The sequence below is a fragment of the Candidatus Defluviibacterium haderslevense genome (genome assembly GCA_016712225.1).
Classification (GTDB): Bacteria; Bacteroidota; Bacteroidia; order Chitinophagales; family Saprospiraceae; genus Vicinibacter; species Vicinibacter haderslevensis.
Genome location: JADJRL010000003.1, coordinates 1,517,747 through 1,540,552, shown reverse-complemented (window position 1 = coordinate 1,540,552; position 22,806 = coordinate 1,517,747). Strand labels below are relative to the sequence as shown.

The 22,806-nt window shown below is 29.7% G+C and carries 18 protein-coding genes; 8 read left to right on the top strand and 10 right to left on the bottom strand.

The features are described from left to right. Nucleotides 1-2 precede the first annotated feature (2 nt). The 7 genes from IPK88_06275 to IPK88_06245 are packed head-to-tail and all read left to right on the top strand — an operon-like array spanning nt 3 to nt 11,458. The gene (locus IPK88_06275) at nt 3-1,181 is read left to right on the top strand and encodes a DUF2062 domain-containing protein (protein MBK8243010.1); all 1,179 of its coding nucleotides are present in this window, start codon (nt 3-5) and stop codon (nt 1,179-1,181) included. Between the two features lie 4 nt (nt 1,182-1,185). Then, the gene (locus IPK88_06270) at nt 1,186-5,019 is read left to right on the top strand and encodes a 1-acyl-sn-glycerol-3-phosphate acyltransferase (protein ID MBK8243009.1); all 3,834 of its coding nucleotides are present in this window, start codon (nt 1,186-1,188) and stop codon (nt 5,017-5,019) included. Between the two features lie 7 nt (nt 5,020-5,026). Further along, nucleotides 5,027-6,538, top strand: coding sequence for an NAD(P)/FAD-dependent oxidoreductase (locus IPK88_06265; protein ID MBK8243008.1), 1,512 nt, complete (start codon nt 5,027-5,029; stop codon nt 6,536-6,538). Further along, the gene (locus tag IPK88_06260) at nt 6,525-8,189 is read left to right on the top strand and encodes a peptidase C45 (protein MBK8243007.1); all 1,665 of its coding nucleotides are present in this window, start codon (nt 6,525-6,527) and stop codon (nt 8,187-8,189) included. The genes IPK88_06265 and IPK88_06260 overlap by 14 nt, the downstream gene beginning before the upstream one ends. A gap of 6 nt (nt 8,190-8,195) precedes the next feature. After that, nucleotides 8,196-8,564 carry a holo-ACP synthase gene (acpS, locus tag IPK88_06255; GenBank protein ID MBK8243006.1) on the top strand — a complete coding sequence of 123 codons (369 nt, stop codon included), beginning with the start codon at nt 8,196-8,198 and terminating at the stop codon, nt 8,562-8,564. Nucleotides 8,565-8,573: 9 nt separating this feature from the next. Beyond that, nucleotides 8,574-9,857 (top strand): AMP-binding protein, encoded by a 1,284-nt coding sequence (locus IPK88_06250; GenBank protein ID MBK8243005.1) that lies wholly within the window; start codon nt 8,574-8,576, stop codon nt 9,855-9,857. 20 nt (nt 9,858-9,877) lie between these two features. After that, complete coding sequence (locus IPK88_06245) at nt 9,878-11,458, top strand: NAD(P)/FAD-dependent oxidoreductase (GenBank protein ID MBK8243004.1); 1,581 nt, start codon at nt 9,878-9,880, stop codon at nt 11,456-11,458. Between the two features lie 6 nt (nt 11,459-11,464). Here IPK88_06245 and IPK88_06240 read toward each other — a convergent pair whose 3' ends face one another. Then, nucleotides 11,465-12,694 carry a tryptophan 7-halogenase gene (locus IPK88_06240; GenBank protein ID MBK8243003.1) on the bottom strand — a complete coding sequence of 410 codons (1,230 nt, stop codon included), beginning with the start codon at nt 12,692-12,694 and terminating at the stop codon, nt 11,465-11,467. 229 nt (nt 12,695-12,923) lie between these two features. On the opposite strand from IPK88_06240, the gene IPK88_06235 reads away from it, so the two are divergent. Beyond that, nucleotides 12,924-15,398: a carboxypeptidase-like regulatory domain-containing protein gene (locus tag IPK88_06235; GenBank protein MBK8243002.1), complete on the top strand. Its 2,475-nt coding sequence runs from the start codon at nt 12,924-12,926 to the stop codon at nt 15,396-15,398. A 20-nt stretch (nt 15,399-15,418) separates the two neighbouring features. On the opposite strand, the gene IPK88_06230 is transcribed toward IPK88_06235, so the two are convergent. The 9 genes from IPK88_06230 to IPK88_06190 all read right to left on the bottom strand — a co-directional run bounded on the left by IPK88_06230 (nt 15,419) and on the right by IPK88_06190 (nt 22,796). After that, on the bottom strand, nt 15,419-16,570 hold the full coding sequence (locus tag IPK88_06230; GenBank protein ID MBK8243001.1) for a beta-ketoacyl synthase: 1,152 nt from the start codon (nt 16,568-16,570) through the stop codon (nt 15,419-15,421). Beyond that, nucleotides 16,571-16,927, bottom strand: a complete 357-nt coding sequence (locus IPK88_06225) for an acyl-CoA thioesterase (GenBank protein ID MBK8243000.1) — start codon at nt 16,925-16,927, stop codon at nt 16,571-16,573. It lies immediately after the preceding gene. Nucleotides 16,928-17,001: 74 nt separating this feature from the next. Continuing rightward, nucleotides 17,002-17,646, bottom strand: a complete 645-nt coding sequence (locus IPK88_06220) for a hypothetical protein (GenBank protein MBK8242999.1) — start codon at nt 17,644-17,646, stop codon at nt 17,002-17,004. Between the two features lie 5 nt (nt 17,647-17,651). Continuing rightward, a complete protein-coding gene (locus IPK88_06215; GenBank protein MBK8242998.1) occupies nt 17,652-18,068 on the bottom strand; it encodes a 3-hydroxyacyl-ACP dehydratase in 417 nt (138 codons plus the stop codon). Nucleotides 18,069-18,080: 12 nt separating this feature from the next. Next, the gene (locus IPK88_06210) at nt 18,081-18,956 is read right to left on the bottom strand and encodes a lysophospholipid acyltransferase family protein (protein ID MBK8242997.1); all 876 of its coding nucleotides are present in this window, start codon (nt 18,954-18,956) and stop codon (nt 18,081-18,083) included. Then, a complete protein-coding gene (locus IPK88_06205; protein ID MBK8242996.1) occupies nt 18,956-19,210 on the bottom strand; it encodes an acyl carrier protein in 255 nt (84 codons plus the stop codon). Before IPK88_06205 ends, IPK88_06210 begins: the two co-directional genes overlap by 1 nt. A gap of 4 nt (nt 19,211-19,214) precedes the next feature. Then, on the bottom strand, nt 19,215-20,438 hold the full coding sequence (locus IPK88_06200) for a beta-ketoacyl-[acyl-carrier-protein] synthase family protein (protein ID MBK8242995.1): 1,224 nt from the start codon (nt 20,436-20,438) through the stop codon (nt 19,215-19,217). A 33-nt stretch (nt 20,439-20,471) separates the two neighbouring features. Then, nucleotides 20,472-21,200: a 3-oxoacyl-ACP reductase FabG gene (gene fabG / locus IPK88_06195; protein MBK8242994.1), complete on the bottom strand. Its 729-nt coding sequence runs from the start codon at nt 21,198-21,200 to the stop codon at nt 20,472-20,474. A gap of 45 nt (nt 21,201-21,245) precedes the next feature. After that, nucleotides 21,246-22,796 carry an aromatic amino acid lyase gene (locus tag IPK88_06190; GenBank protein ID MBK8242993.1) on the bottom strand — a complete coding sequence of 517 codons (1,551 nt, stop codon included), beginning with the start codon at nt 22,794-22,796 and terminating at the stop codon, nt 21,246-21,248. Between the last annotated feature and the right edge of the window lie 10 nt (nt 22,797-22,806).

The following is a 22,806-nucleotide window of genomic DNA, read 5'->3' as shown; positions in this document are numbered from 1 at the left end:
TTATGACCGAAATAATAGATTATAAATCACTCTTCAATTCAAGAAAAGTATGTGTTCTCATTCCAACATATAATAATGCAGAAACTTTAAAAAATACGATTGATCAAATCCTATCTTATACTTCAAATATTATTATTATTAATGATGGATCTACTGATGATTCTAAAACCATTTTGTCTGCATACCCTCATTTAATTACATTAAATTATTCTCAGAATGTTGGAAAAGGATGGGCTCTTAGGAAAGGATTTGAATTGGCAATTAAACATAATTACGATTATGCAATCACTATAGATTCTGATGGTCAACATTTTCCATCTGATTTACCCCTTTTCTTGGATAAATTAAATTCAAAAAGCCCTTGCTTAATTATTGGCTCAAGAAATATGAATCAATCTACTGTTCCCGGTAAAAGTAATTTTGGCAATAAATTTTCTAATTTTTGGTTTCTGGTTGAAACGGGCATTAATCTTTCTGATACTCAGTCGGGTTTTCGTCTTTATCCTGTTAAAGAATTAAGCTCAATGAAATTCTTTACTAAAAAATATGAATTTGAAATAGAGGTCATTGTTCGTGCAGCATGGAAAGGTATTCATATAACTTCCGTTCCCATAAGTGTCTATTATGCTCCTAAAGAAATAAGAATTTCTCATTTTAGACCATTTAAAGATTTCACTAGAATCAGCTTGTTAAATACAGTACTTGTTTTAATTGCTATACTCTATGTTTACCCTAAAAAAGCCATTCAATCCCTTTTTTTAAAAAAAACGTATCTGAATATTAAAGATTCATTATTCAATAATTCAGATTCCGCTTTAATAAAATCGTTATCCGTTGGTTTTGGCGTCTTTATGGGAATCGTTCCCATATGGGGTTTCCAATTAATTGTAGGTATATTCCTTGCAGTGTTGTTCAAATTAAATAAAGGTTTGTTTATCCTTAGTGCTAATATTAGCCTTCCTCCTATGATTCCACTAATTATTTTTTTAAGCTATAAATGTGGTTCCGTTTGGATGGGCGATAAGGCTGTTCATCTTCATTTTGATCGTAATATTTCCATTGAAACAATCCATTTGAATATTATTCAATATCTTTATGGTAGTATGATTTTAGCTATTATTGCAGGATTTGTTTTTGGGCTATTGACTTATTTATATTTATCCATTAAAATATCTAAATAATTCCATGAGAAATTATTTTGTAGATATATTCCACTTTTTTGAACATAGAAAAACTATATTTTATTTTACGCTATTCAGTCTTTGCATTTGTTGTATCTATTATGCATCCAAAATAGAAATCAAACAAAATGTCATGCATATGCTTCCTCAAGATAAGAATATTGAAGCATTTGCCAATTTTTTTGAAAATTCAAAATATGCAGATAAGGTTATTGTCGGACTCTCAATGAAGGGAGAAAATGACCTGGATCAACTCATAAATATTACCGATAGCTTATCCTACACATTGCAATCCACTATGGGGGCCTTGGTTGAATCCATTGAACATAAATCTAATGATAGTTTAACTTCAGTCCTATTAGATGTGATCAATGATCACTTACCCATTTTCTTAGATTCCATCGACTATTCAATCATTGATTCATTAATTTCTGATGCTTCGATAAAGAAAAAACTTAACGAGAATCTTACAACGCTTTCCTCCTTTGAAGCCTTAGCATTAAAAGATTATATTTATAGAGATCCTTTGGGTATCTATTATTTAGCCTATAATAAATTAAAAGGCTTGCAATTTACAGAGGATTTTTCACTATACGACGAACATTTTTTAAGTAAAGATGAACGATATGTCGTAATGTTTATTAATCCTTCTTTCCCTTCAGCCAACTCTAAAAAAACAGTTGAATTTACGAATAAACTGGAACAAATTGTTTCTGAATTTAAAAGCAATCATAATCAAACTAATATTATTTATTTTGGAGCTCCCATTGTATCTGCTGGTAATGCAAAACAAATAAATAAAGACACAAGATTGACTTTAGGCATGTCTGTAATTCTTATTGTCTTGTTAATTAGTCTATTTTTTAAAAAACGATTTTCTTCGATTATCATTTTAATTCCTGTAGTATTTGGCGCTCTATTTTCACTGGCGCTTATATATTTAATACAAGGCGATATTTCAGTTATGGCCTTAGCTGGAGGTTCTTTAATACTTGGTATTGCAATCAACTATTCGCTTCATTTTTTAACCCATTTAACTGAACAACCCAATCGTCAACAAACTATTGTTGATCTAACATTCCCGATGACAATCGGAAGCCTTACTACGATTTTGGGGTTCCTTAGTTTACAATTTGTAAATGCACCTGTACTAAAAGATTTAGGCTTATTTGCTGCGTTCAGTCTGATTGGTGCAGCATTAGCAACTTTAATTATTTTGCCACAACTTGTTTCAACATACGACAACATTAATACTGATTCACAAATTTCTAATAAGTATTCAAATTTTATTTATAAATTTCAAACAAGCAAATACACCTTTTGGATTATCATTATTTTAACTCCTATACTTTTGTATTATGCCAAAAATGTAACTTTTGAAAACGATTTAAATAAAATTAATTTCATGAGCCGTGAAACGCAAACAGCTCAAGATACATTTAACAAAATGAGTTCCCAATTTCAAAAATCAGTATTCTTACTCTCCTCTGGAAATTCCCTGGAAGAAGCACAAATAAATAATGAAAAACTACATTCAACTTTAGATTATGCTAAAACATCCAAATTTGTAAATGCATTTATATGTCCAACGCAAATTCTTCCATCATTAAATGAACAACAAAAAAGAATTTCAAAATGGAATTTATATTGGAATCCGTCAAAAAAAGAATCTTTATTTCGAAGACTTCAAGTTGAAGGTATACAACTGGGATATCATTCTAGTTTCACGACTTCCTTTCAAGAATCATTAAATTCCAAATTTACTACCCTAACCGACTCTGAGATTTCAATTTTTAAAAATACTATAATTAAGAATTTTATTGAATCTAAAGATACTACATTCACTATTATTAATATTCTAAAAGCAAACACTCCGCAATTAAATAACCTATATGATTTGTTTAATTCAAATAAAGAAGTCAAAATTTTCGACAGACAATTTGTTACTGACCATTTAATTAAAATTGTAAGTGATAATTTTACATTTATTTCTCTTTTTACTTCATTAATTGTTTTATTTGCCCTTTTTCTAATTTATGGTAGAATTGAATTGACTTTAATCAGCTTTTTACCTATGGTCATTTCCTGGATATGGATACTTGGCATCATGTCCATATTTAATATTAAATTCAATATCATCAATATAATACTGTCTACATTCATTTTTGCTCTTGGTGATGATTATTGCATATTTACTATGGATGGCTTGATTCAAAAATATGCCAAAGGAGTTCACCATTTAAAGTCCATTTCAATTTCCATTTTTCTATCAGTATTAACCACATTAATTGGATTAGGTATCTTGATTTTTTCTAAACACCCTGCTATGTTCTCGATTGCATTGATCTCTATTATTGGAATCTTGTGTGTATGGATCATATCACAGACCCTTCAACCTTTACTTTTTAAAATCCTGATAACAAATCGTACAAAAAACAAATTACACCCATTAAGTTTCTTCAAATTAATTAAAACCATTATTGCCTTTTCTTATTTTGTCTTTGGTGCTTTATTGCTCGTAATAATTGGGTTTGTATTAACCAAACTCATCCCCTTTCAAAAAAAGAAATTAAAATATCTTTACCATTATATACTGTGCAACTTTACCAAATCCCTAATGTATTTAATGGCCAATGTAAAGAAAAAAATAATTAATCCTCATAATGAAAATCATAAAACACCATCAATCATTATCGCAAACCATCAATCCTTTTTAGATATTTTAAGTTTGGTGATGCTTCATCCAAAATTTATACTGCTGACCAATCACTGGGTTTGGAGTTCGCCAATATTTGGACTTGTTGTACAAATGGCAGATTATCTTAAAGCACAAGATGCTGAAATAAATTTACCTTTTCTAAAAGAAAAAATAAAAGAAGGTTACTCCATTGTTATTTTTCCGGAAGGAACTCGGTCTTTTGATGGCCACATGAAAAGATTTCATAAAGGAGCATTTCTTTTAGCTGAACAACTGAATGTCGACATTCTACCGATTGTGTTACATGGGACTGGATATTGCATGTCAAAAGGTGACTTCTTATTAAAAAACGGTCAAATTACCATTGAATATTTACCAAGAATTTTAAATACCAATATTGATTTTGGTGTTTCGTACCAAGAAAAAACTAAAAACATATCAAAATATTTTAAACAAAAATATACAGACCTTGCAGTTCAAATTGAAGATGTGAATTATTTTCATGATCAACTCATCGGAAACTATATTTTAAAGGGACCTATTTTAGAATGGTATATGCGTATAAAACTCAACCTGGAAAATAATTATAAATTCATGGATGAAATTATTCCGTTAGAAAATAAAATTCTTGATATTGGTTGTGGATATGGTTTTTTAGATTATATTCTAGCATTCAGATCTTCCCAAAGATCAATTTCTGCGCTTGACTTTGATGCCGAAAAAATTTCAATTGCTTCAAATGGCTATTTACGACCCAATAACTTAACATTTGAAACAGCAAATATTTTAGAATATCCAATGAAATGTTACGATACCATAATTATTTCTGATGTACTTCATTATTTAAATGATCAACAACAAAATGAAATTTTAGACTCCTGCATAAAAGCCTTAAATCCAAAGGGTCTATTAATTATCCGTGATGGAATTAAAGAAAAAAAGAATAGACATAAAGGAACCCAATTATCTGAATTCCTTTCAACCAAAGTATTTAATTTTAATAAAGTCTCTGAAAGTGGTTTGTCCTTTATTTCATCTAATTTAATTTATAACTTTGTAAAAATTAATCACTTAAGTATCCAAGAAGTGGATTCCACAAAATTAACATCTAATATAACATTTATTTTAAAAAAATCTTAGATCTTAAATGAATCAAAAAGTAGTTATTATAGGTAGTGGGATAGGCGGTTTAATGTGTGGGGCAATACTCGCCAAAGCAGGATATTCTGTTACTATTTTAGAAATGAATAAACAAATTGGCGGTACATTACAAACATACGTCAGAGAAAGACATATTTTTGACTCCGGTGTGCATTATGTTGGTGGATTAGATAAAGGACAAACCTTATATAAAATATTTGATTATTTAGGAATCATGCAAGATCTTAAAATTGTAAAAATGGATGTTGCAGCCTTTGATAAAATTTGCTTTCATTCTGATAATATGGAGTACAGTTTTGGACAAGGTTATGATCTATTTAAAAAGAATTTAATAGACTCGTTTCCATCTGAAGAAAAAGCAATTGTTGAATATTGTAACACCATACAAAAGATTTGTGCAAGCGTACCTTTATATAATTTAAAATTAACAGATAATTTTAAAATTTCAAGTTACTACGAACTAGATACTAAGCATTTTATTGCATCATTAACTTCAAATATTAGATTACAAAATGTATTAGCTGGTAATAATCCCTTATATGCTGGAGTAGGCGATAAAACGCCATTATATGTTCATGCGTTAGTCATCAATAGCTATATTGAAAGTGCCTGGAGGTTTGTAAACGGAGGTTCTCAAATAGCCAGGTCGCTTTGTAAAATAATCAGATCTCATGGTGGCGCGATAAAAACAAGAACCAAAGTAAATAAAATTCATGTCGAACAAGAATTAGTACATCATCTCGAATCAGACGACGGTAACAAATTTTTTGGGGATTATTTTATTTCAACCATTCACCCTTCCCAAACATTAAAAATGATTGATTCAAATATCATTAAATTAAGTTATCGCAAGAGAATTAATTCTCTAGAAAATTCTACCAGTTCTTTTATGATCAACATCAATCTTATTCCGAATACTTTTAAATATTCCAATTCCAACTATTATTGCTACCTCACTGACGATGTTTGGAATGGCATGGAACATGATGACCATTCTTGGCCTAAATTTTATGCTGTTTTTCATTCAGAATTTGCAAAAAGAAATGAATTTGCAGAAGGAATAACAATTATGGCTTATATGAAATATGAAGAAGTTTCACGATGGAGTCATACTCACAATACTGCCACTCATCCTGGTGATAGAGGAGACGACTATGCCCTTTTTAAAAAAATAAAAGCAGAAAAACTTATTGATTGTGTTGAACAGAAATTTCCAGGTTTTAGAAAATGCATAAAATCTTATACCACTTCCACTCCTTTAACTTTCAGAGATTATATGGGAACTACAGATGGTTCCATTTATGGAATCAAAAAGGATTATAAAGATGCGATCAAGTCATTTATCTCTCCAAGAACTAAAATAAATAACCTTTTTTTATCTGGACAAAATATAAATTTACATGGTATCTTGGGTGTGTCAATAAGTTCCCTTGTTAGTTGCTCCTCTTTAATTAATTTGACCGACCTATTAAATAAAATTAATAATGAAGCTTCTTAGAAAAATAAGACGAATATTAGTTTATTTTCTTCTTGGAATAATAGTTTTACTGTTATCTATATTCGTTTATCTATATTTCATCACCAAGATAAATTTCCCTAAAGTTGACCCTCAATTAATTTCACAACTTCACCGAACTAATATTGACTCTACTTCCTTTCAACTTGGAAATAATTGGTTGCGTAAAAGTAACACAGGACTATGGGAAATGTACACAGAAGGGAAGCCTTATGAAAGAGGTTTAATAAACGGCATTTTATCCAAAGAACTAATCTATTCCCAAGAAATGGCATTTCACAATCAAATTTGTAAAATTGTTCCATCAGCTTTCTATCGTCATTTTTTAAAATATTTTATTGGTTGGTTTAATCGAGATTTAATCAATTGCTTGACACTTGAACAAAAAGAAGAAATTTATGGTATATCACAATCTGCCTCAAGTGAATTTAATTATATTGGCAATCCTTATCAACGTTTACTCAATTATCATGCAGCTCATGATATTGGTCATGCATTACAAAATTTAGCACTTGTAGGTTGCTCTTCATTCGCAACTTGGGGGACTGCATCTTTAAATAATGATTTAATCATTGGGAGAAATTTTGATTTTTTTGTAGGTGAAGATTTTGCAAAAAATAAAATCATAGCATTTTGTAATCCAGATTCCGGTTATAAATTTATGACTATTACCTGGGGTGGGATGACTGGGGTTTTATCAGGAATGAATATAAAAGGTATTACCGTAACAATAAATGCTGCTAAGTCAACAATTCCCGAAGGATCTGCCACTCCCATTTCTTTATTATCAAGAGAAATTCTACAATACGCTTCCAACATTAATGAAGCTATCTCTATTGCTAAAAGTAGAAAAACATTTGTTTCTGAATCTATAATGATTGGATCTGCTCCAGATAGTACTACCATAATAATTGAAAAGACCCCTGATAAAATGGATGTTGTCTACCCTCATACAAACAAAATTATTTGTACAAATCACTATCAATCTTCATTATTAAATAATGAATCTAGCAATATTGACCAAAAACAAAATAGTGCTTCCCTATATAGATCTGATAGAATTAATGAATTATTAGCTAAGGTTGAAAAAAATACTGTTACACAAACAGCTCAAATTCTTAGGAACCAATTAGGTTTAAATGAAAAAAATATTGGTTTGGGAAATGAAAAAGCAATAAATCAGTTAATCTGCCATCACTCCATTATTTTCAAACCATACGAAAAATTAGTTTGGATTTCTACAGCTCCTTGGCAACTGGGATCATATATTTCATATGATCTAAATAAAATTTTTGATTCCACTTTTACTTTCAAAAATCATGAAATCTATGTAAGTAATCTAACCATTGAACCAGATACCTTCTTAAATTCAAAAACTTACCTTGATTTTAAATATTTTCAAAAATGTAAAGAACACATTTTGGCTAATGTTGCTGTGGACAGTTCTCAATTTATTAACTCCAATCCAGAATTTTACCAAACCTACCTTCTTTTAGGTGATGCTTTTTTCAAAAAGAAGAATTATCAAAAAGCTGAATGGTACTATAAATTAAGTCTTACTAAAGAGGTTGCAACAAAAAATGAATATCTTTATATTCAAGAGCAATTAACCAAATGTAATAATAAAGATTAAAAAATGATTGTTGGCCTGGGAATAGATATTGTTGATATTGATCGAATTCAGTCAAAACTAGAAAATAATGAAATACTTAAAGAACATATTTTTTCCAAATCAGAAATTAATTATTGCGAAAAACAAAGGAATAAAATGGAACATTACGCTGCTCGGTTTGCTGCAAAAGAAGCCTTATTAAAAGCCTTAGGTAGTGGTTTGAATTCAGAAATAAAATTAAATGAATCGGAAATTATTAATGAAAAATCAGGAAAACCACTTTTCAATTTTATAAACGAAAGTAAAAAAATTATTGAATCTGGCAATTATAAAATCCTTGTCTCATTGTCTCACACAAAAAATACTGCTTGCGCAGTCGTTATTCTTACAAATTAATTGACTATAATGATTCCATTAGATCATCTATCCAAACAACAAATTCTCCAATATCAGGAAGTCGAAATGATTAAGCTATTAAACTATTTAAATACTTACTCTCCTTACTATATAAAATTATTTAATAAACATAATTATGATATTAATTCTTTTAAACATTTAACTGACATTACTCAAATTCCAACTACTTCAAAATATAATTTACAAGCTTCAAATTGGGATTTTTTATGTGTTGATAAAAGTAAAATAATTGAATATTGTACAACGTCTGGCACCTTAGGTGCTCCGGTTATCATAGGACTCACCGAGAATGATTTGAAAAGATTGGCCTATAATGAATGTCAATCATTTAAACAAATAGGTGCAACTGAGTATGATTTATTTCAACTTATGGTTTCTTTAGATCGTCAATTTATGGCGGGCATAGCCTATTATTCTGGTGTTAGACAATTAGGTGCTGGTATAGTCCGCGTTGGGCCAGGAAATATAGCTCTACAATTTGAAATGATTAAGCAACTTAATCCAACGATTTTAATTTCAGTTCCAACATTTATTATTAATTTAATACATTTTGCCAAAGAAAATAATATTAATTTAAATGATTTAAACGTTCGTAAAATTTTATGCATTGGTGAAAATATTAGAGACATAGATTTTCAGAATAACCCCATTGCATCCAAAATAATTGAGAACTGGAATGTTAGTCTATTTTCAACCTATGCTTCAACTGAAAAACAGACGGCATTCACCGAATGTGCTTTTCAACAAGGAGGTCACCATTTACCAGAATTGATTTATTTTGAAATTTTAGATGAAAATGAAAATCAACTACCCGAAAAAGAAATTGGCGAACTAACAATCACTACATTTGGAGTAGAAGGCATGCCTCTTTTGCGCTATAAAACAGGTGATATTTGTTCATTCCATACAGATCCTTGTCCATGCGGTAAATCTACTTTTAGATTAAGTCCTATCATAGGACGAAAACACCAAATGATAAAATACAATGGCACGACTCTTTTTCCACAAACTATGTTTAATATTTTAAATGGATTAGACGATGTACAAGATTATTTTATTGAATTAAGAAAAAGTACTTTTAATACAGATGATATATCAATACATATTGCTACTTATTCCTTGAATGATACAATTGAGAAAAAAATTAAATCTGCATTACAATCAAACTTGAAGGTATTACCTAAAATTGAATTTAAACCTATTAGTATAATTAATAAAATGCAAAGTATACCTGGTCAAAGAAAATTAACTAAATTTATTGACTTGAGATAATTTGTAAACAAATACCTCCAATGAAAAAATACACTTCAGAATATTCAAAACATAAATATGATGCCATAATCATCGGTTCTGGCCTTGGTGGGTTGACTACTGCAGCAATCCTGGCTAAAGAAGGAAAAAAAGTATTAGTACTTGAACGACATTTCAAAGGAGGAGGTTTTACTCATGTTTTTAAAAGAAAAAAATACGAATGGGACATAGGATTACATTATTTGGGTGATCTAAATCAAAATGAGTTTGTTACCAAGATTTTTAATTACATTTCTTCTGATCCATTACATTGGGAATCAATGGGTGAAATTTATGATGTTGCCATAATTGAAGGTGATAAATATGAATTTTCAAGTGGTAAGGAAAATTTAATATCTAAATTAATTGGATATTTTCCAGATGAGACCATTGCAATAAATAAATATTTTGAATTAATTCAAAAATTAAATAATTCTAGTGCCTGGTTTTTTAGCGAAAAGACACTGCCTCCGTTTTTAAGTTACTTCTTTAGCTCTTCAATGAGAAAGACTTTTTTAAAGTATGCCAATCAAACAACTTATGATGTCATTAGTAATTTAACATCAAATAAAAGACTATTAGCAGTACTGTGCGCACAATGTGGAAATTATGGTATGACACCAAAGAAAAGTAGCTTTGCCATTCATGCATTAATTGTTGAACATTACCTTAATGGCGGTTGCTATCCACAAGGCGGTTCCTCTAGTATTTATAAAACTATTTTACCAACTATAGAATCACATGGAGGTACCGTTCTTGTTAATGCTGAAGTGAAATCTATAGTCATTGAAAACAATGTTGCTATTGGCGTAAAAATGATAAATGATGATATTATATCTGCAACCTCAGTAATCAGTGATATTGGTGTTAAAAATACCTTTGAAAAACTAATTTTATCTCCTGTCTCATATTTAGATAAAATTACTTCTGAGGCAAATGAATTAAAATCCTCGGTATCACATGTTGCACTTTATATTGGGCTCAATGCTAGTGATGAATTTTTAAATTTACCAAAGCACAATTTCTGGATTTATAGTAACTACAATCTTGATGATAGCTTTAATAATTATATTGATGATAATTCCTTAGAACTTCCACTTGCATACATTTCATTTCCTTCAGCAAAAGATCCAAGTTGGAAAATAAACCATCCTAATACTGCTACAATACAAGTCTTAACACTTTCATCTTTTGAACATTATAAAGAATGGAGTGATAGTTCCTGGCTGAAAAGAAATATTGAATATACTAATTTTAAGGATGAATTAAAAAATAAACTATTGGATAAAGTACTTTCTGTTGTACCACAAATTAAAAATTATATTGATGTCTGCGAATTGTCGACACCTCTTACAACAAAACATTTTACAAATTATCAAAAAGGTGAAATATATGGATTGGAACATTCAGCAGACCGATTTAACAAATTATGGCTGCGTCCTCGCACTCCCATAAAAAATTTATTTCTTACTGGTCAGGATATTTTAACCGTTGGTATTTGTAGCACATTATTTTCTGGAGTAATAACGAGTATTGCTATTTTAAAAAAGAATTTATATTTTAGAATAAAAAAATCGAGCTAGGAAAATTTATACACTTGCCTCTATTTGTATAACCTTTGCAAGAGCTTTTAAAGCTGACTCATGCTTTTTAACATATGGATTATCTAAATCCCAAACATACCCCGCCAAGACCGAGCAGATATAATTTTTTATAGTTGGATTTTGATTGGGCGCAAAAAATATTCTTGGAAGGGTACCATCATACCAAGCGGTGACGTATGATCTAAAAGTATTAACACCTTCCATTGTTGGTTGTTGAAATTCTGTTTCCCAATTTATATGTTCTCCATTTAATTGCCTACATACTAATAATGCAGCTTTATGACCAGAAACCGTTGCAAGGGTTACTCCTGAAGAAAAAATTGGATCCAAAAATTCAGTGACATTACCAGTTAAAACAAAGCCATCTCCATAAAATTGATCTGTGGTTACAGACCATCCCTCAATAGTTCTCGGTTCAAAAATAAACTCACTTTGATCAAATCGATCCTTTATATGTGGCTCACTTTGTATTAAAGTTCTGAACATTTGCTCTGGACTGCCTTCAAATTGTTGAAAAAAACTTGGTAGCCCCACAAAACCAACAGAGGTATTTCCATTTGAAAAAGGTATCACCCAGATCCAAACACCCTCCTTATGGGATACTATCGTAATCCTGTTTGGTTCATCATAATCCATTCTTCTTGTATCTCTTATATGCGTAAACAAGGTCTTCCTAGCTGGTAAATCTGATGGCCGATCTAAATTAAATAATTTGGGGATTACCCGACCATAACCACTGGCATCAATTATAAATCGAGCGTGAATTTTACTTGAACTTCCATTTTCTTGTTCAACTGTAGTAATTGAATTAGTACCATCAAATAAAATATCTTTTACAGTAGTTTCAAACTGTACCTCCACACCACTTTTCATTAAATCATCTGTCAATATCTGATCAAAATCAGCCCGTGGAACTTGCCATGTCCAATTCCATCCTTTTGAAAATTGATCTGAAAAATTAAAATCACAAACAGTCCCGTGTTCAACAAACTTAGCTCCAAACTTTTCCTGAAAACCAAATTTCTTTAAACTCTCCAAAAAACCTGCTGCTTCAAGTGCCTCCATACATCTTGGAAGTAGACTCTCTCCAATAACAAATCTTGGAAATTTTAATTTTTCCACTAATTTAACTTTATATCCAGCTTTATTAACTATTGCTGCTGCAACAGATCCAGACGGACCTCCTCCAATAACCAAAACATCTACCTTTTCCATCTTATCAAATAATTCAATTTTAACATTGCACAAATATAATATTTAGAGATAACTAGAATTGAATTTAAAACAACAATTTTAATGAATCAGTTAGATTTGTTTCAAAAGATATTAATTTTATCTTAAATTAATACTAGTTTTGATTGATCTAATACTATAAGCATATTTGATTAAATTCATGCCCAACTTCAATAACTTGAATCAGATACTACTGAGCATATGCTTTTTTATGTTACAGTCTTGTTCATCACTTTTTTCACAATCAATTTCAATTATTGGTCAAATTTTGGATGGTAAAACCAAAGAACCTCTTCCGTTTGTAAGTATTTATATTGATCATTCAAATCAGATTACAACTTCTGACTTTAATGGCAATTTTTATTTACATAATATTTCACTTAATGACAAAATTAAAACAATATATCTCGGATATAAATCATTTGAATTTAAAGTTACTAAAGACTCCAACTTTACAATTCTCTTAGTTCAAGATCTGAATTATTTGAACGAAGTAACAGTAACAAGTAAAAAAACAAAATATAAAAGAAAACAAAACCCAGCACTAGAAATTATTAACAAAACAATTGAAAACAAATCAATAAATGAATTTTCAATCAATAATTTGTATGGATTCAAAACTTATGAAAAAATTAATTTCAATATAGTACCATTATCTGAAAAAATTTTAAAAAGAAAAGAAATAAGGCCTTTCAAACAACTTATAAGTTATACAGATTCCTCAAAAAATGAACTTAGTCTACCTATTTACATAAAAGAAACTTTCAAAACAAAATCAATTAACACATTTAATGACTCCATTTTAGAGATTACTGACTCAATAAGATTAGCTACTATAGACAATCTAAATAAATCATTTGATTTAACGATCTATATGAATCAGTTATATCAACAAATAAATTTATATAAAGTCAATATCCACTTATTTGATCATGAATATACAAGTCCCTTGTCTTCAATTGGAACATTATTATACAAATATTACATCATGGATACTTTATATATTAATAATATTAAATCGGTTAAAATAGGTTTTGTGCCTGTTCTTAGTTCAGATTTTTTATTCCAAGGATATTTATATATTGCTCTTGATAGTACTTATGCTTTAATTAAAAATTATTTAACTTTCAATAAAAATATAAACTTAAATTGGATAACACATTTTGATTTAGAACAGACTTTTGTAAAATTATATAATCAAAAATATATAATGAATTCAGAAATTATGAATTTGAAATTTAAAACAACAATGATTGACCTTCCAATAACTGCCAAAAAACTTACTCAACGCTATCAATATATAAATAGATCACCCTCGACAAATATAGATTCAAGTCAGAATATAAGTAAATCAATTTTAGATGTACAGGACAGTATAAACATATCGAAATTATCGTCTGAAAATTCCAAAATATTTACAACTTTTGACTCAATAAAAAATTCAACTTCCTATCGTAATTTAATGAAAATTATTCAATTATCAATTACTGGTTTCTATCCACTAAATTACATTGAAATAGGTTCTATCTTTTCATCAATTAGTTTCAATCCCATCGAAAAAATAAAATTTAATTTGGGATTTAGAACAACATATAAATTCTATAAGTTATTGAGAATTGAAGGATCATTGGCTTATGGCTTAAAAGATAATAAATTAAAATATAATCTCAATTCTACTTTATCCTTAAATCATAAAAATGTTCTCCTATTTCCTAAGAAGTCACTTTCCTTAATATATATAAATGACTTGTTTATATTTGGTCAATCTGTTCTGACTCCATCAAAGTCTAATGTTCTGTTATCATTCGAAAGAACAAAGAATGATTTTTGGATATACAATAAATTAATTAAATTTGAATATAATCAAGAATTTAAAAACCATTTTTCATATAAAGTAGGGCTTACAAATTCTATTATTATTCCCCTGTCTTCTTTACATTTTAATACTAAAAATTATAATAATATTATTGAAGACTTTCCAAATATTAATTCAACTGACGCATTAATAGAATTAAAATTCAGCCCCAATGAAAAATTCTATCAAGGCCCTAACACCAGGTACAGACTTAAATCCTATGCACCGGTATTCACAATTCAATGTACTTATAATTTAATTAATAATATTAATTTGCAATCTAATTATGTGAAGTTAAATTTAAATGTTATTAAAAGATTTAATCTATTTAAATTTGGAAAATTAGACTTTAATTCAGAATTTGGAAAATCTTTTGGCAGAATAAATTTTCCATATCTCTATATTCCTCCTGCAAATCAAACTTACTTTAATGATATTTCTGGTTTTAATTTAATGAACTATTTAGAATTTGTAAATGATCAATATCTTCAAATATTAATCGACCATCAACTTGAGGGTTTCTCATTAAATAAAATACCATATGTTAGAAAATTAAAGCTTCGGGAATTTATTAATTTTAAAATTTTATTCGGTTCATTATCCTCAACAAATAATCCTAGCTCAAATTCTAACCTATTTAAATTTCCTACAAACAATAGTGATGTACCTATTACTTATTCTTTAAATAAATCTCCGTATATTGAAGGAAGTATTGGGATTGGAAATATTTTCCGTGTCTTAAGAATTGATCTTGTCAAACGTTTTACTTATCTAGATCATAAAAATATTGCATCAATAGGATTAAGGGCTAAAATAAATTTTCAGTTCTAGCTTTTGAAGCTTTGAATTATTTAGTTGAAGCCAGAGTAAATAAGAGCTGAATTACATCCCCCAAAACCAGAAGCAATTTTTAAACAATGATGTATTGGTTGCTTAACGTTGTTATTACTTATATTTATTTCAAAACTACATATTTGATCTTCATATCCATTTGTAGATAAAATTATTTTATTTAATAACGATTGTACACATATGATACTTTCTATAATCCCTGCCGCTCCCAAGGTATGACCAAAATATCCCTTCAAACTATTTACTTTACTGTGTTGCAAATTTGATAATTTAATTGCTTTCGCCTCCATTTCATCATTATAAATAGTTGCTGTTCCATGTGCTGAAATAAAATCAATTTGTTGTGGTTTTAATTTTGACTCAAGAAGGGTCTTGTTAATCACTTGACTTAATTCAAATCCAGTTCTTGAAGGGCCTGAAATATGATTAGCATCATTCCCTGTTGCTCCTCCCATAACCATCACCTTCGTTTTTTCACTTATTTGATTTGTTAAACAAATAGTTCCGAAAGCTTCACCTAAATTGATTCCATCTCTATCCTTGCTAAAGGGTGCGCACTTCCTCTTACTTAAAGCTTGAAAAGATTTAAAACCGGAATACACAAATTTTGAAAAGGTATCTCCGCCAACAACAATTGCATGATTATATTTACCTTGTTCAATAAGTCTTTTTCCTAAAATAATAGCATTAACTCCCGAAATACATGCATTTGAAACAAGAATTGGTTTATTAGGATTCTTAAAATATTGAGCAATTTTATTAGCTGAATAAGAAAGTCTTAGTAGATTCACATCAAAAGTTGGATCTTTCCTCAGTTCCAACAGTTCTATATTCCCCTTGGTTGTAGAAATTATGATGATTACATCCTGGTCAGTTGGATTGATGTTTGACGATTTTAATGCTGTTTGAATAGAACAAATGAGTAATTGTTCAAATTTTGAAAAATGACCAATCTGTTGATCTTTCTCTTCAATTTTGAACTGGGTTGTTTCTTTGAAAATTGAAGCCCAGAATTTTTCATCATCGTATAAAATATTATTGTGTTCATTTATACTTGATTTCCCATTCTCCAGATTAGTAAAATTGACTTCGCTAGTCTGACCTAACGGAGATATTATGTTATGTGCTTCTACATAAACTTTGCACTTCATTTAATATATTCCATTTTTTTTCTTCCAATCCATAAAAAAATCTGGATGCGTTAATTGCAACGCTCTTGATTCTTTGTTTAAAAAAACCTGAATAGACTCTCCTTCAGTAAATACGGTATCATAATTTTCCGACAAAATTCGATATTTAAAATATAATTTTGCTGCCTCAACATTAATGAAACTCGTTTCAACCAAAATTTTGTCTTGGTAATTTAAAGGTTTAAGGTATTTGCAATTAATACTTATTAATGGCGTAACATATCCATTATTGTAAATATCTAAATATGAAATTCCATATTTTTCACCGAAGGCTTCTCTTCCATCTTCAAAATATTTTAAATAATGTCCATGCCACATTATTCCTAGTGGGTCCACTTCATAGAACCTTACCTTTAAATGTATTACTTCCTTTAATATATTGCTTTGTTGATTCAATTTGATTTATTACGCCATTTATTATATAAACTGGATTTTATATCTTTAAGAATGCTGTTGATACTTCCAGCCCAATGATTTCGAAAACCAAATCCAGAAGCCTTCCCTTCAACTCGTTCAGAAAATATAAGTGTGTGCTTATCTAAATTGATAAATGCAATCCAAACACTGGCTGACTCTTTATTTTTATTCAATGACTCCACTATAAATAACAATCCTACACCTTTTCCCGCTGAACTGTATGAATCAGAATTGATTATTTTTTTTATGATTTGTTCGTTAATTCTTTTTTCATCCTTATCATTATAGGATAATATATTTCCAGCATTCATATTTTCATTTACCTTTTGGGTAACAGAAATATCATTTGAAATATTGGATTTTTGAAAAGCAGCTCCAATTTTAAATTTGTTTGGTTCCTGAATGATTAAATCATTTATTTTTACAAACAATTTTTTCATTTCTATTGCATCAACGGTTCCTGGATCACCAATATATCTCACTTCAGAAAAATCTAAACCTAACCAGGTTATAGGTAATTCAGAATTTGAAAAAAGATCCTTTGTGTTCTGGGCTGCTAGGTCCATATTTATTATAGCAATACAACAAATCGAAAAAACAAACATTCGCATTTTTTTCATATTATTTAATTTTGAATTATTATTTGCATTTCACAACTTAAAATTTCTAATCCATTTAACGTTACAAAACCATGAATAACACTAATATTCATAATTTGATTGATAACTTTAACCTCGGTTAAAATCTCATCTTCAACCTTAGGCAAAGATACTATTTTAATATCTTTAATGGATGCTATAAAACCAATAGGTATACTGATTTTTTTAATTTTACATTGATAACCTATGCCGGCGGCAGCAGTTTGGGCTACATTTTCAAGTAAACCACTTTCAGAAAATACTTCATTTTTACATAAAATACTTTGCTTGTCTATTTTATATCGACTTCTTGTTATTTTTTCATCAGCTTGTTCCAACATATCTACCAATACAATTGGATATCTTTGAGGAATTAAATCAATAATTCTTTCTTGATCAATCATAAGTAAGCCCATTTAATTCCAAAATTTATAATAATTAAACCATTGTTCCGGGTATACTCTAAGCTTTTCCTCCAAGTCATATAAATAATCATTCAATACGGTTTCTATTGAATGTCCATCCCTCTTAGAATAATATTTTATGTTACTTGAATAAAAATGATACTTTAGTAGATCAGCTTTAAATGCATAAACAAAGGCAACAGGAACCCCAAATTTGAGTGCAAGTTGAAATGGCCCTTCTGGAAAAAATGTTTTTTTTCCTAAAAATTTTGCAGAAATCGTTTTGTTCTTTGTTAAAAATCGATCAGCATGTATACATACTAATTCATTTGACGCTAATGCTTCTGAAATTTTATAAATATGACTTAAATCCTCTTTTACTAATATGATATTGAACGATCTAGCTGATTTCATGGACTCAATATATGATTTTATTTTTGGATCTTCTCCATCAAACATTAGGATATGAATTCGTGTTTCTAATCTTTTGAGTAGATGCCCAGCTGCCTCCCAATTACCAATATGTGCACTTAACAAGATACCTCCTTTTCCTTTTTGAACGATTTCTCTTAAATAGTTTTCTCCAGTAAATTGGAAACTATAATTACCTATTAAGTTTGCTATCACTGCAGTTTTATCTATTAGGGTTTGACCAAAAACATAATAATTTTTATAAAGCATTTTTAAGGATTTAAAAAAATTAAATCCCATCCTATACCTATAAAAATAATAAATATTCTTAGAACTATTTATAGAAAAAAAATAATAGTAAAATGCCACAAAATATAATACAAAATATGCAGTTCTCAATCCAAACACTTTGATTAAAAACACAAAAATCCTGTATCCTGTTGGTGTTCCTTTAGACTTACCTTCCCATTGGGACATTAAACATTTTTTAGGCTAAGTTTTTTATTTATATAATCATAAAAATCTTTGAATGTTATTATCTCTCCAAACTCCTCTGCTTTTACCTTTACGCCAAAGTTACTTTCAATAACAACAACAAGATCAATATAATCTAAACTGTCCAATTCTAAGGTCTCTCTTAAATTAGCTTGTGGTGTGATTTTACTACCATCAACCTCAAATTCATCGACCAAAAATTCATTACTTTTGGCTATTATTTCTTCGTATGTCATAACGTTATCTTATCACTTTTTTTATTATCAATGTCGAATTAGTTCCTCCAAACCCAAAGGAATTAGACAAAAATACATCAATATTTTTATCTACAGTTTTCCCAACGATATTTAGTTTAGCAGAATCTTCATCTGGAGTCTCAAAATTTATATTAGGCGCAATAAATCCTTCTTGCAACATTAACATAGAATACACTATTTCACTTGCTCCTGCCATCCAACATTCATGTCCTGTCATTGATTTTGTTGAACTAACTGGAACTTTGTAATCTCCAAAAACACTGTGTATCGCTTTAGCTTCACTAGCATCACCTACAGGCGTAGAAGTTGCGTGAGCATTGATATAATCTATTTCCTGAACCCTGATTTTAGCATCATTAATCGCCATCATTAATGCTTTTGCTGGGCCGTTTACGGTCGGATTTGAAATATGCCCACCATTTGAAGAAAATCCATACCCGATGATTTCTCCTAAAATTTCTACACCCCTTTCTTTTGCAGATTCTAAACTTTCTAAAATAATGGTTGCTGCTCCTCCACTTGGGACTAAACCATCTCTATCCTTATCAAAAGGTCTTGAAGCTGCAGATGGACAATTTTCTCTGATAGAAAAAGCCCCTAAAGCATCAAAATTTCCCATAGAATAAATATTCACTTCTTGAGCACCACCACATATTATTCTATCTTGCTGACCATATTTTATCATTTGATATGCAAGACCAATAGCATGTGAACCGCTAGCACATGCTGCACTTACTGTAAAATTGATTCCAGTCAATTTAAAAATAGTACTCAAATTCATTGTTACTGTAGAATTCATTGTCTGAAAAACTGAACCAGAACCTACAAACATAGTATCTTTTTTCTCTCGAATAGTGTCAATTGCTTCCATGACTGGCTTCGCTGAACTATCATTACCATAAATAATCCCAACTTCATGCTGCTCTAAATACTGCTCATCAAATCCAGCCTGTTTTAAGGCTTCTAATGTTGAAATATAAGCAAATTCAGCTTGCTCAGGCATCATTATTCTAGCTCTTCTATCTAAAAGTCCTTTTAAATCAGGGCGATCAACCATTCCCATGAGTCCTGATCTGTATCCAAAGGATTTTCTTTCTTGATCTAATATAATACCTGATTTTCCTGTATATAGTGATTTTGATACTTCATTTTGGTTTTTTCCTATACAAGAGTAAATGCCCATTCCTGTAATTACAACTCGTCTCATAAACGCAAAATTAAAATAATTAATCCAAAGAAATCATGAATAGAGCGCTCCATTTACAGAAATGACTTCTCCACTGATATATGATGCTCCCGGTGAGGCTAAAAAACCAACCACTTCAGCTACTTCTTCAGGTGTCCCAAACCTTCGCATTGGAATAATATCAGATAATTGTTTTTCATTTAAATCTTGAGTCATGTCAGTTCGAATAAATCCTGGAGCAACAACATTAACGGTAACACCACGACGGGCTACTTCCTGGGCCAAGGCTTTCGTTGCTCCTATTAAACCCGCCTTTGCCGCTGAATAATTGGTTTGCCCGGCATTGCCTTTCAATCCAGATAGCGATGCCATATTTATAATTCTACCATACCGCTGATGGACCATTTTATTTAATACTAAACGTGTTACATAAAAAAAGGAATCAAGGCTCGTTGAAATTACCTCTTTCCATTGCAAATCAGTCATCCATACAAATAAATTATCTTGCCGCTTACCTGCATTATTTACTAATACTTCTATAGTACTTTCTTTATTGTTCTCAATCCAGGTACCTAATATCTGCTCACATGCTTCCTTATCTGATACGTCAAACTTAATTAATTCACATTTCACTCCTTTTAACATTATTTGTTCTTTTGTGATTTGTGCTTCATCATCATTGTTAATGTAGTTCAACAAAATATGGTATTTCATTTCAGCCAATTTATAACACACAGCCCTGCCAATTCCTCTTGAACCTCCGGTTATTAATGCATATTTCATATTGTGTTCTTTGTGATAATATTCTTATTAATGAATAATAAAAATTTATATATCTGATAAATTACTTTCCTTTAAAAAAATAATAGCAGTACCAATTGATGAAGACAGCGGTTTATCCTCTATTGTTTTTGAACAAACTTTCCTAAAAGATTTATAAATACTGAATCCTTTTGGAGATAACTTTTTACTACAATCAATGACATCAATAGCCTGCATAACTGCAATAGTGTGAATTGCTAAAACTTCAAATGCATTATCAATAACTTTTCTGGTTAGTAATGATCCATTTGTGCCCATGCTTACAATATCCTGATTGTCATTATTATTAGGAATACTGTGTATATAATTTGGCATACTTAATGTCTGTGATTCCGCTACTGTTGATGTTGCAGTAAATTGCATTCCTTGAAGCCCATAATTTAACCCTAATGTACCAAGATTTAGAAATGGGGTCAATTTTTGATTTAATTTATCGTTCAATAAATAATTAAGCTGTCGTTCAGATAACATAGATAATTTTGTAATTGCAATTTTCAATTTATCCATTTCTAGTGCAACATAATCACCATGAAAATTTCCTCCATGATATACATCTTTATTTTTTTTATCTATAATTGGGTTGTCATTTACTGAATTAATTTCGTTTATTACTACTTCTTCTGCCTTAATAATGGTTTCATATATAGGGCCTAGAATTTGAGGAACACATCGAAGCGAATAATATTCTTGAACTTTATCAATTAAAATATGCTCGTCAATTTGTTTATTATATAATACATCTGAACGTCTTTTTATTAATTGACTTCCTTGAGACATTAATCGCATTTTATTGGCAACATAATTCTGCCCCTCATGCTTTTTAACTTGATTTAATTCTTTTGAAAAATGGTCATCATATGCTTCTGCTATCTCATTAATTAATGTTGACAGGATAATTGCCCAGTTTAACAATTTTTTCGAATAAATTAAATTAATACACCCGATTCCTGTCATAGCTGATGTACCATTTAATACTGCTATTCCTTCTCGTTTATAAATAGATAATGCTTTAAGTTTTTCTTTCTTAAATAACAGATCTGTAATGATTATACTTCCTTTATGTTTAACTTGGCCTTCTCCAATCAAAGCTAATGCTAAATGAGCCAATTGTACTAGGTCTCCACTAGCGCCAACTCCACCATGTTGATAAACAAGAGGAAAAATATTCTTATTGATGAGTTGCATTAATAAGTAAACTAAATCTGTGTGTACACCAGAATAACCCAACATTAAGGAATTTAATCTGGCAATCATTAGGGCCTTGGTATCAAGTTCCGTCAATAGATCTCCGGTACCAGCACAATGACTCCGAATTAAATTATATTGTAGTTTTTTTAGATTCTCTTCTCCAATTTTGTATTGAGCCATTGGACCAAAACCTGTATTAATTCCATAAATCAATTTCCCTTTTGAAAAATTAATTAAAAATTGATAAGAATCAGATACCGTCTTTAAAGCCTTGTCAGACAAACTTATTTTATACTTACTAAAAAGTATACTTTCAATTTCCTTTAATGTCAATGGATTTGACCCTATTATTACTTCTTTGCTTATCATGAATTGACCT